This is a genomic window from Salinisphaera orenii subsp. halophila YIM 95161 (genome assembly GCF_003732545.1).
In the GTDB taxonomy this organism is placed as follows: domain Bacteria; phylum Pseudomonadota; class Gammaproteobacteria; order Nevskiales; family Salinisphaeraceae; genus Salinisphaera; species Salinisphaera orenii_A.
Genome location: NZ_AYKF01000128.1, coordinates 1 through 11,252 on the forward strand (window position 1 = coordinate 1; position 11,252 = coordinate 11,252).

Consider the following 11,252-nt stretch of genomic DNA (forward strand, 5'->3'; position numbering starts at 1 on the left):
AGACGATGTCGAAGGGGCCGGCGGCTGCCGCCTGCGCGCCGGCGTCGGCGGTGACCGCGTGCCCGCGTGCGCCCGCGCCGAGCGTGACCAGGGCGGCTTCGATGGCCGCGGTGGCCGCGCGATCGGTATCGACGAAGGTGACATGGCCCGCCCCGCGCGAGAGGGCCTCCAGACCGAGCGCGCCGGTACCGGCGAACAGGTCCAGGCAGCGGCTGCCGGCGATGCGCGGGGCCAGCCAGTTGAACAGCGTCTCGCGCACGCGATCGGGCGTGGGACGCAGTCCCGGCCGCTCGGCCACCGGCAGCCGGCGACCGCGCCATTCGCCGCCGATCAGCCGCAGGCCGGCGGCCGGACGCGAGGACGAGCGTCGTGTGCGCGGACGGCGGGGCATGCGGGTCGCGACGTCTGTGCCGGTCTCAGCCCTGCTCGGTGCCGCCGACGGTGATCGCGTCGACCCGGAGCGTGGGCTGGCCGACGCCCACGGGCACGCTCTGGCCGTGCTTGCCGCAGATGCCGATGCCGGTGTCCAGCGCCCAGTCGCGCCCGACCATGGAGATGCGCTCGAGCACGTCCGGGCCGTTGCCGATGAGCGTGGCGCCCTTGACCGGCGCGCCGATGCGGCCGTTCTCGATGCGATAGGCCTCGTCGGCCGAGAACACGAAGTTGCCGGAGGTGATGTCCACCGAGCCGCCGGAGAAGTTCACCGCGTAGATGCCGTGGTCGACCGAGGCGATGATGTCGTCCGGATCCGACGTGCCCGGCTGCATGTAGGTGTTGGTCATGCGCGGCATGACGGTGTGCGCATAGGACTCGCGGCGGGCGTTGCCGGTCGGGCGCGCGCCCATCAGCCGGGCGTTGTGCTTGTCCTGCATGTAGCCGGTGAGGATGCCGTTTTCGATCAGCGTGTTGGCGGCCGCCGGCGTGCCCTCGTCGTCGACCGCGAGCGAACCGCGGCGGCCGGTCAGCGTGCCGTCGTCGACCACCGTGCACAGATCGGAGGCCACGCGTTGGCCCATGCGCCCGGCGTAGTTGGAGGAGCCGCGGCGGTTGAAGTCCCCCTCCAGTCCGTGGCCGACCGCCTCGTGCAGGAGCACGCCGGGCCAGCCGGCGCCGAGCACCACCGGCAGGCTGCCGGCGGGCGCGGGCTCGGCGCGCAGGCGCACCAGCGCCCGGCGCACGGCCTCGCGGGCGTATTCGGCCACGCGGTCGGTGTCCTGGGTGAAATAGTCGTAGCCCATGCGCGCGCCGCCGCCGGCCGAGGCCGATTCGCGTACGCCGTTGTCCTCGACCTGGACGGAGACGTTCACGCGCACGAGCGGACGCACGTCGCCGGCGAGCGTGCCGTCCGAGGCGGCGACGAGCATGGTGTCGGAGGACCCGGCCAGCGACACCGTCACGCGGACCACACGATCGTCGCTGTCGCGGGCGACGCGGTCGGCGTGATGGAGCAGGGCGACCTTGGCATCGGCGTCCAATGTGGCCGCCGGATCGATCGGCGCGTAGCGCGCCACGCCGCCGGTCTCGCGCCGCGCGAGCGCGTTGACCGTGGCGCTGCGGCCGCTGCGGGCGATCGCGGCGGCGGCCTTGGAGGCCTGCGTCAGGGCCGGGAAGGCGAGCTCGTCGGCGTAGGCGAAGCCGGTCTGCTCGCCGGCCAGCGCACGCACGCCCACGCCCTGGGCGGTGGAGGCGCCGGCGCTTCGGACCACGCCGTCCTCGAGCACCCAGTTCTCGTTGCGCAGGATCTGGAAATACAGGTCGGCGTAGTCCACCCCGGGCACCATCAGGGCGCCCAGCGTGGCCTCGAGCTGACCGGCCTCGATGCCGGCGCGGCCGAGCAGGGTGTCGGAGGCGATGTCGATTGCGCTGTTCATTTCGTCAGGCTAACACCACAGCGGCTCGGATAGCGCCTGCACGCTACGGCCGATGCGTCCGGATTTCGCGGTGTTCGGGCGGCCGGCGGCCCGCCCGAGCGATTGGCCATGACAGCCGGAGTACGGCCCACGCGACCGACTCTGCAGCGTTGGCGACGACAGGCACGTAGCCCGCGGCGATCCGGCTTTCGAAATCGCCCAGAATCGGCTCCTGCGCTCGGCCCGGACGCGCGCGCTGCGGCAACGACCGGCGAGGCGCACGTTGGCCGTGATGTCGGCGGCATGCGCCCGCGTCGCGGCTCGCGATCGTGCCCAACCCTTCAGGGCAGCAGAATGGTCGATCCGGTGGTCTGCCGGTCGGCCAGGGCCCGCTGGGCGGCGCCAGCCTCCTCGAGCGCGAAGCGCTGGCCGATGTGGATCTTGACCGCGCCGGATTCCAGCACCGAGAACAGATCGGCGCACATCATCTCGAAGCGTTCGCGGGTGTCGGCGTAGCCGCCCAGACTCGGCCGGGTGACGAACAGCGAGCCCCCCTTGTTGAGCTCGGCGAGGTTCACGCCTTCCACCGGGCCCGAGGCGTTGCCGAAGCTCACCATCAGCCCGCGCGGCGCGAGACAGGCCAGCGAGTCCTTCCAGGTGTCGCGGCCGACCGAATCGTAGACCACCGGCACCATGGCGCCGTCGGTGAGTTCGCGGACGCGTTCCGGCACCGATTCGCGGGTGTAGTCGATGGTCATCCAGGCGCCGTTGCGGTGGGCGAAATCAGCCTTGTCCTCGTTGGAGACGGTGCCGATGACGTGCGCGCCCAGCGCATGCGCCCACTGGCAGGCGATCGAGCCGACGCCGCCGGCCGCGGCGTGGAAGAGGATGTTCTCGTCCTCGTCGATGGCATAGGTCTGGCGGATCAGGTACTGAACGGTCAGGCCCTTGAGCATGCCGCCGGCGGCGGTCTCGAAGTCGATCGCCTCCGGCAGGGCGATGACGTTGGCCGCCGGCATGATCGCGAACTCGCCGTAGGCGCCCCTGGGGCCTTGGGCGTAGGCCACGCGATCGCCCTCCTCGAAATCGTCGACGCCTTCGCCGACCGCATCGACCACGCCGGCGCCCTCGGTGCCCAGCCCGCTGGGCAGCTCGGTCGGATACAGGCCGGTGCGGAAATAGATATCGATGAAGTTCAGGCCGATCGCCCGGTTGCAGATACGCACCTCGCCGGGACCGGGATCGCGGGGTTTGACGTCCACGAGTTCGAGCACTTCCGGGCCGCCGGTCTCACGAAACTGGATCTGTCGCGCCATGAATCGTCCTTGTCGTTGCTGGTTGGAAACGGATGCGGCCGGCTAGCCGAGCCGCCGATGGGCCAGACAGGGAAAGCCGCTGCGCAGTTCGGCCGCGCGCCGGCGGTCGATGCGCGCGAGTATGACCTCGTTGGCCTCGGTCTGCGCCTCTGCCTTGATCTGGCCCCAGGGGTCGACGATCAGGCTGTGGCCGTAGGTCCGGCGCCCGCTGGCGTGATGGCCGGCCTGGTTCGGGGCGATGAGCGTGACCAGATTCTCGATCGCCCGCGCGCGCGTCAGCACGTGCCAGTGGGCGCTGCCGGTGGTGTGGGTGAACGCCGATGGCGCGACGATGACTTCCGCGCCGGCCGCGGTCAGGGCGCGGTAGAGCTCCGGAAAGCGCAGGTCGTAGCAGATCGACAGCCCCAGTTTGCCGATCGGCGTGTCGAGGACCTGCGGCGGTTCGGGCGTGCCGGCGATGAAGGTCGCGGACTCGCGGTAGGCCTCGGCCGAATCCGGCATGCCGACGTCGAACAGATGGATCTTGTCGTAGCGCGCCACGCGGTTGCCGCTGTTGTCGTAGACCGGGCAGGCGGGATAGACCCGGTCCGGTTCGCCGCCGGCGATCGGGATGGTGCCGCCGACGATCCACAGCCCGTGTTCGCGCGCGGTCGCGGCGAGAAAATCCTGGATCGGGCCCTCGCCGTCGCGCTCGGCCACGCCCAGCTTGTCGGTCTCTCGCGCGCCCATCAGCGCGAAGTTCTCGGGCAGCACCGCCAACTGCGCCCCCTGGCGGGCGGCCTCGGCGAGCAGATCGCCGGCCAGGGCGAGATTGGGGGCGACCTCGCCGAGCGAGGACATCTGGATGGCGGCGACGGTGGGGGAATCGAGCGCGGACATGCGGCCTCGTGCGGGTTGGTTCGACAGTGTCTGTAACGACTGAATCTATTGTTCGGCGCTGGGTTCCGCAATCTGCGGGTCGTCCCAGCTGCCCTTCAATGTATACCCGATGCTGGAGAATTTCTGGATCGGCTGCTTGAGAAGCTCCTGGACCGCCAGCACCGCCGCGCCCACGATCGGCCCGCCGAACACGGTGCTGGCGATCGCCACGCCGCTGCCGACCTTGGGCACGATGGTCACGCGTTCGTCGTAGTCGCGCGCGGCCAGCCCGATGCGGCCCTCGATGTCGATGCGCGACGAGGGCGTCTCGATGCGCACGCCGTCGCCGTAGGCGTTGCCGTCGTCGATATCGAAATGGGCGCGGATGCTGTCGAAGGCCAGACCCTGGTCGACCACGTCGCGGAAGTCCAGCTGCAGGCGGCGGGGCAGCACGTAGAGGTTGACCAGCCCGAGCACCCGGGCGGCCCCCGGGTCGACCGACAGCAGCGTGCCGTTGTCGAGCGCGAGATTCACGCCGCCGTCCAGCGCGCGCAGATCCAGGCCGTTCGGATTCGGCGCGATCTCGAGCTGGGCATGCACGCGGGCGCGTTCGGCGCGTACCGTCGGCGGGTAGCCGAGCGTGCCGAACAGTCCGGGCAGGCCGTGCCCTTCGAAGCGCGTCTCCGCGCTGGCGCGCGTGCGGCCGTCGGCCCGCGTCCAGCGGCCCGTGGCCCAGCCGGTCAGCGCGCCGTCGTCGAGCGCCAGCCGCTCCAGCTGCCAGCCGTCGGCCCGCGTGGCCGCGCTCAGGCTCGCACGGCCGAAGTCGGTGTCGTCGACCCACAGCGAGGCCACGTCGACCGTCAGGCCGGGCAGTTCCCGCGGGTCCACCTCCGGCCAGATCACCGGTGAGGGCGTCTGTCCGTCGCCGTGGTCGTCGTCCGGCTCGGGCGGCCGGGTATGGATCGCCAGCCGGGCCAGATCGCCGTCGATGGCCACCCGGCCGCCCGCGGGCTGGGTCCAAGTGAACTGGCCGCGGGTGTCGGGGCCGTCGAGGTCCACGCGCCAGCCGGGCGCGTCGCTCATGGGCCGGGTCCGGACGTGGACGTTCTCGTAATAGCGGTTGTCCACGCGCAGCTCGCCGGCGCGCAGGTCGCCGCCGATGAAGGCCAGTTCGGTGGCCTCGTCGCCCGTGTTCGCCGTCTCGTCCTCGGCGGCGGTGAGCAGGTTGCGCACGAGATAGAACCAGCCCAGCCCGTCGACCGTGTCGGCCCGGCCGCCGATCCACACGCCGTCGGTATCGGGCGGCGTCAGCCCGGGGTCGTTGAGCCGGGACTGCACGCGGGTCGGGCGGCCGCCGGCCAGGCGCACGCCGATGTCCAGGCGCTCGTCGTAGGCGACATCGACGCGGCTGCCGTCGCCGGCGATCGTGATGTCCAGCGGGGCCGGGGTTTTGGCGGCCTTGGCCATCGGTGTCGGCAGGTTCAGGGCCATGCCGGCGAGATCGCCCGTGGCGTGGATATCCGACGGCCCGCCGTCGCGGCCGACGTCGAAGGCCACGCGCAGGGCCGTGGCGCCCTCGGCGTAGTCCAGCCAGGGCCGCGGCAGATAATGGGCCAGAGCGTCGGCGTCGGCGGGCAGCGCGATGCGGGCGCGGCTGTCGATGTGCTGGCGGGCGCCCGGGCGGGGTTCGAGGTCGGTGCGCACGGCCACGCCGAGCAGATCGCCCGTCAGGCCCTCGGCGGTCAGGCCCTGCGCGTCGAAGTCGATGCGGCCGCGGATATCGGTGACCGGGCCGGGCAGGGCGGCGTGCTGCAGCTCGGCGCCGTGCGCGTCGACGTGGCCGGCGACCTCGGGTTCGCCGAGGCCGGGCTTGAGCGGAATCGTGAGATCCAGCCCGAGGTCGGCCGGGCCGCTGACCTGCAGCGCCTCGACCAGCTTGCCGAAACGCTCGCGCAGCGGCGAGCGGGCGAGAAAGGCGAGCATGCGTTCGGCGCGGGCGTCGCTCACGCTGCCGTCGACCTGCAGTATCGGCTCGCGCACGTCGGCCACCCGGCCGACGCTCGGTCCGAGCGCCACGCCGAGCATGGTCGCCTCGGCCACGTTCACGCGCAGGTCGTCGCCGTCCAGGGTGAGGGTGCCGCGGGCGTCTTCGAGCGGGGGCCATTCGGGCTTGTAGGTCACATCGACGCCGTGGCCCTCGAGCTCGAGATGGAAGCGCTCATCCGCGCGCGGATCGGCGAAGGGAAAGCGATCCAGCGGCCCGGCGAGTTCCAGGCGTGCGGCATCGAGATGCCCGGCGGTGATCGCTCGGGGCAGCCAGTCGCGCAGTCGCTGGTTGGGTAGATCCTCGGCCTGCGGGATGCGCGCGAGCAGCCGGGTGGCGTCCGGCGCGCTCGCGGTGGCGATCAGATCGATGCGCGGCGCGGCCTCGTCGGGCAGCCGCAGGCGGCCGTCGATGCCCACGTCGGCTTCGCCGCTGGTCAATTCAAGCTTTTCGGCCTCGATCGTCCAGCCGTCGTCCGCGCGCTGCCAGGCGAGCGCGCCGCCGAGGCCGTCGATGGCGAGCTCGCCGCGCATGAAACGCGGTACGGCGAGGCGGCCGCCAGCCTGGTCGAAGCGCAGCCGGTGGACGTCGCCCGACTGGCGGTAGTGGCCGCTGATCGGGCCGGCGTGGCCGGCCGGGTCGTCGACGGTCAAGCCGCTGAAGGCGGCTTCGAGCGACGGCGGCGTATCCGGGGCCAGGCTCAGCGTGAACGCATCGAGCCGGCCGTCGATGCGCGTGTCGGCCAGCCGGTCGAAACGCAGCCGGGCCGGCCGCAGCGCGAGTGCCAGCGGCAGGCCGCGGGCGGTCAGTTCCAGCCGCCGGCTCTCGCGCGCGAAGGTGCCGGTCAGACGGGCGTCGGTCAGCGCGCCGTCGTCGGCCGTCAGCTTGGTGGTGGTCATGCGGACGCGGCCCGGCGTCGGGCCGGTTTCGGCCTCCAGACGCGCCGCGATTCCCGGCAGAACGGGCCGCTCGCGATCATCGGCCTCGATGGCCGACAGGGCGATGTCGGCGCTGGAGTCGGCCAGGGCGCGGTCGCGCCAGCGGCCGCGCAGCGACAGGGATAGCGCGCCGCCCGAAACGCGGTCGGCCTCGAGCGCCGCCGACCCGCTGCGGGCGCGCGCGAAGGCGAGCGTGTCGATGCCGTCGGCGTCGACGTGGATATCGGCGTCGACCGGATCCGTCAGTGCGCCCTCGAGACGGCCCCGTGCCGCGACCTGGCCCAGCCAGTTCGGTCCGCTGGCCTCGAGGTTCCAGCGCAGACCGTCCGCGGCGCGCCGCAGCCGGGCGTCGAACGGGTCGATGGTCGCGCGGCCGCCCGGGATCGCCGCGCCGATCAGGTGGATGCGCGCGCCATCGACGCGCACGAAGCGCAGCATCTCCCGCGCGGCCTCGATCCGGCGCCAGTCGGTGGGCGTCTCGCCCGCCGCGCCCCAGTGCCGCAGTCGGAGGCGGCCGTCATCGGTCTGCTGCAGCGCGAGCTCGGCGCCGGCGATGACGAGGCCGTCCGGCAGGCGGCCGCCCTCGAGCAGATCCGAGAACGAGAAATGCAGGTCGAGGCGATCGAGCGTGACCGCGGGATCGGCCTGGCCGTGCCGGCGGATCGCGACGTCGTCGAGCGCCAGCAGGGGCCCGCGCCACTGCCAGCGCAGCTCGATGGCGGCGATGTCGATGTCGGCGTCGATGCGGCTGCCGATGCGCTCGGCCAGGGCGTCGCGATAACGCGGCATGAGATGGTCGACCAGGCGCACGCCGCCCACCAACAGGCCCGCCAGGATCACGACCCCGGCGAGGGTGGTCACCAGTATCCGTTTCAGTAGCGGGCGCGTGGCGGGCATGTGCAGCGGTCGCAACAGGTACAGCGTGTGGACCGCGGCCGGCGGGCGCGGTTCGCCGGCCGCTTGCGCGGGCGCGCCACAGCTTACATCACCACCAGATCGAACTGCTCGGGCGTATAGAGCGATTCGGCCTGGAGACGCACGCTCAGCCCGGTGTCCTCGCAGACGTCGTTGAAGGTGGCGGCCAGTTCGTCCAGCAGCAGGCCGATGATGTCGGGGGCGGCCAGGATCAGCAGTTCGTTCGGCCGCTGGGTGTGGGCGACCCGCGCCATCTCGCGGAACAGCGAGAAGCAGACCGTCTCGCCGGTCTTGACGAAGCCGCGGCCGTCACAGGCCTCGCAGTCGGTGCACATCAGGTGCTGCAGCGATTCGCGGGTGCGCTTGCGGGTGATCTCGACCAGACCCAGCGGCGAGATCTCGCCCACGGTGGTCTTGGCCGGATCCGCCTCGAGTGCGCTGCACAGCGCGGCGAGGACCTGGCGCTTGTGGCTCTCGTCGACCATGTCGATGAAGTCGATCACGATGATGCCGCCCAGATTGCGCAGGCGCAGCTGGCGGGCGATCGTGCTCGCGGCTTCGACGTTCGTGCGCAGCACGGTCTGCTCCAGGCTGCGGGTGCCGACATAGCCGCCGGTGTTGACGTCGACAGTGACCATCGCCTCGGTCTGTTCGATGATGAGAAAGCCGCCGGACTTCAGCGGCACCTTGGGCCGCAGGGCGCGCTCGATGGCCTCTTCCACCCCGTACTGGTCGAACAGCGGCGTGGGCTTGGTGTAGTGCTGGGTGCGGTCGGTGAATTCCGGGGCGAAGCGCCGCGTGAAGGCCGCCATCTCCTCCCAGGATTCGCTGTCGTCGATGGTCACGCCGGCCACCTCGGGCGTGAGCAGGTCGCGCAGCATGCGGATCGGCAGGGGCAGATCGCCGTAGAGCAGCGTGCGCGGCGGCGCGGTGTTCGCCTGGGTCTGGATGTCGCGCCAGACCGTTTCCAGAAAGCGCATGTCCGCGGCCAGGGCGTGATGCGGCGCGCCGTCGCCCACGGTGCGCACGATGAAGCCGCCGGCCAGGCCGAGTTCGTCGCGCAGGCTCGTGACGGTGTCGATCAGGCGCTCGCGCTCGGCCTCGTTCTCGATGCGTGCGGACACGCCGATACGCGGCGTGTAGGGCATGTACACCAGAAACCGCGACGGGATCGCGAGATCGGTGGTCAGCCGCGCGCCCTTGGTGCCCATGGCCTCCTTGGAGACCTGCACCAGCACGCGATCGCCCTGATTGAGCCGGTTCTGGATTCGGGGAGCGTTGTCCTGCGTCTCCGCCGGCCGGCGCACCATGTCGGAGATCTGCAGGAACGCCGCGCGCTCCAGACCGATCTCGATGAACGCCGCCTGCATGCCCGCGAGCACGCGCTGGACCTCGCCCAGATAGATGTTGCCGACGGCGCTGCCGGCCGCATCGCGCTGGATGTGGATCTCCTGCAGGACGCCGTTCTCGAGCTGGGCCGCCCGGGTTTCCCCGGCCGATACGTTGACCAGTATTTCGATGCGCGGTTCGTCGCTGGAGACGACGGGCTGGTTCACGCTCACGGTCGGTCGCTGCCGGGCGCGCGCGGGTTGTGCACGATTGATCTCATGGTCTGGATTGTCCGCAGCCCCGCGCGTACCTGCAAGCCGGTGTCCGGCGCCGATGCACCCTGACGGTGCAGTTCGTCAGCCGCGGTGATAGGGATGGCCGCTCAGAATGCTGTGCGCACGATAGACTTGTTCGGCCGCGATCACCCGCACCAGCGGGTGTGGCAGTGTCAGCGCGGACAGCGAGCGGCGGGCTTCGGCGACGGCGAGGCTGTCCGGGCCGAGACCGTCCGGGCCGCCGATCATGAGCGCGCGATCGCGCCCGTCGGCCAGCCAGGCGCGCATGTCGTCGGCGAGCCCTTCCGTCGTCCAGGGCCGGCCGTCGACCGTGAGCGCGATGACCTGGGTGTCGGTGCCGATGGCCGCGCGCAGGCGCCTGTCCTCCTCGGCGATCGCCCGGGCCACGTCGCCGCCGGCGCGCCGACCTGGGGCGATCTCGACCAGCTCGAGCCGGCATTCGCGGGGCAGGCGACGCGCATAATCCTCGTAAGCCGTGGTCACCCACTTGGGCATGCGCCGGCCCACCGCCAGCAGACGAATGCGCATGGCTCTCCTATGCCGCGCTGTGGTGAATCATCGGCGTCTGCCCGCGGCGCCAGGCCACGGTGCGGCCCGCCGGCGACCGCCGATCGTCGGCGCGGCCGCCCGCGCTCGGTCGCGTGCCGGGCCGGGATTCTGCGGGGAAACGGGCACCGGCGATTGGCCACCGGCGGCGTGGCGCCCGGCGACCTGGGAGCGCGTCACGGCCGACACGCCGGGCCGGGTCGTGGTGGGTCGGGGCAACGATCGCCCTAATGCGCGGACTGGTTCTCGGCGCCCGCGGCGTCCATGTCCCAGAGTTTTTCCAGCTGGTAGTAGGCGCGCGCGACCGGCTGCATGATGTGGACCATCACGCCGTTGAGGTCGATGAGCACCCATTCGGCCTGCTCCAGGCCCTCCACCCGCGGCGATAGGCCCGCCTGCTTGGCGTTGGTGACCACGGTTTCACCCATACGCTTGACGTGTCGCGCCGAGCGGCCGCTGCAGATGACCATGTGGTCGGCGATGGTGGTCAGTTCGCGGACGTCCAGGATCTGAACGGATTCGCCCTTGAGTTCCTCGACCGCGTCGACCGCCAGTGCGAGCAGGGCGTCGTTGCCATCGGCGGCGGGGTCGGGCGTGTTTTCTTGAGTCATCTATTCAGCGGCCATGGCCGGGTTGGGTCCGTAGACACCTGCGTCAATGATGTCGTCAAGCACGGTGGTGGGCAAGAGATAGCGCGGGGAGGCGCCCTCGGCGAGCAGGGCGCGGATGCGGCTCGCGGAGATCGCCAGCGGCGGCGGCGCATAGGCGTAGATGGTTCCGCCGAGGTGGTTTCGCAGGGCCTCGGCGTCGTCCGTGGCGCGCGCGTCCAGCGCAGCCTGTGCCTCGGCCTGGAGTTCGACCTCGATCCCCGGCCGGTCGATGAGCACGATATGCGCGCTGTCGAAGATCTCGAGCCAGCGGTCCCAGCTCGGCAGATTGGCGAACACGTCGCGCCCCATGATCAGGCACAGCGGCGTTTCCGGCATCTCGCGCCGCAGCGAGGCCAGGGTGTCGACGGTATAGGACGGGCCGTTGCGCAGTAGTTCCCGGTCGTCCAGGCGCAGCCGCGGTTCGTTCGAGGTGGCCACCCGGATCCACTTGGCGCGCTGGCCGGGGGAGGCGGCCGGCGCGCCGCGATGCGGCGGCCGCGCGCAGGGCAC

9 protein-coding genes are annotated in these 11,252 nt (G+C 71.6%); all 9 read right to left on the reverse strand.

Annotation, left to right across the window (positions count from 1 at the left end; all coding sequences use genetic code 11):
- A partial coding sequence (rsmD, locus tag SAHL_RS15675; RefSeq protein ID WP_123592361.1) for a 16S rRNA (guanine(966)-N(2))-methyltransferase RsmD occupies positions 1-391 on the reverse strand: 391 nt, incomplete at its 3' end.
- A gap of 25 nt (positions 392-416) precedes the next feature.
- On the reverse strand, positions 417-1,871 hold the full coding sequence (gene tldD / locus SAHL_RS15680; protein WP_123592362.1) for a metalloprotease TldD: 1,455 nt from the start codon (positions 1,869-1,871) through the stop codon (positions 417-419).
- Between the two features lie 320 nt (positions 1,872-2,191).
- The gene (locus tag SAHL_RS15685) at positions 2,192-3,166 is read right to left on the reverse strand and encodes a quinone oxidoreductase family protein (RefSeq protein ID WP_123592363.1); all 975 of its coding nucleotides are present in this window, start codon (positions 3,164-3,166) and stop codon (positions 2,192-2,194) included.
- 42 nt (positions 3,167-3,208) lie between these two features.
- Positions 3,209-4,045, reverse strand: a complete 837-nt coding sequence (locus SAHL_RS15690; protein WP_123592364.1) for a carbon-nitrogen hydrolase family protein — start codon at positions 4,043-4,045, stop codon at positions 3,209-3,211.
- A 45-nt stretch (positions 4,046-4,090) separates the two neighbouring features.
- Entirely contained in the window at positions 4,091-7,903 is a 3,813-nt protein-coding gene (locus SAHL_RS15695) for a YhdP family protein (RefSeq protein WP_123592365.1), read from the reverse strand.
- A gap of 83 nt (positions 7,904-7,986) precedes the next feature.
- A complete protein-coding gene (locus SAHL_RS15700; RefSeq protein ID WP_123592369.1) occupies positions 7,987-9,477 on the reverse strand; it encodes an Rne/Rng family ribonuclease in 1,491 nt (496 codons plus the stop codon).
- Between the two features lie 129 nt (positions 9,478-9,606).
- Positions 9,607-10,074, reverse strand: a complete 468-nt coding sequence (gene rlmH, locus SAHL_RS15705) for a 23S rRNA (pseudouridine(1915)-N(3))-methyltransferase RlmH (protein WP_123592366.1) — start codon at positions 10,072-10,074, stop codon at positions 9,607-9,609.
- A 245-nt stretch (positions 10,075-10,319) separates the two neighbouring features.
- Positions 10,320-10,703 carry a ribosome silencing factor gene (rsfS, locus tag SAHL_RS15710; protein WP_123592367.1) on the reverse strand — a complete coding sequence of 128 codons (384 nt, stop codon included), beginning with the start codon at positions 10,701-10,703 and terminating at the stop codon, positions 10,320-10,322.
- Positions 10,704-11,252: nicotinate (nicotinamide) nucleotide adenylyltransferase (nadD, locus tag SAHL_RS15715; protein WP_123592368.1), on the reverse strand; the 549-nt coding region annotated here is incomplete at its 5' end.

Bases quoted from the DNA above. Each gene is read 5' to 3' on its own strand.
- tldD (WP_123592362.1), bottom strand. From the start codon at position 1,871: ATGAACAGCGCAATCGACATCGCCTCCGACACCCTGCTCGGCCGCGCC.
- SAHL_RS15685 (WP_123592363.1), bottom strand. From the start codon at position 3,166: ATGGCGCGACAGATCCAGTTTCGTGAGACCGGCGGCCCGGAAGTGCTC.
- SAHL_RS15690 (WP_123592364.1), bottom strand. From the start codon at position 4,045: ATGTCCGCGCTCGATTCCCCCACCGTCGCCGCCATCCAGATGTCCTCG.
- SAHL_RS15695 (WP_123592365.1), bottom strand. From the start codon at position 7,903: ATGCCCGCCACGCGCCCGCTACTGAAACGGATACTGGTGACCACCCTC.
- rlmH (WP_123592366.1), bottom strand. From the start codon at position 10,074: ATGCGCATTCGTCTGCTGGCGGTGGGCCGGCGCATGCCCAAGTGGGTG.
- rsfS (WP_123592367.1), bottom strand. From the start codon at position 10,703: ATGACTCAAGAAAACACGCCCGACCCCGCCGCCGATGGCAACGACGCC.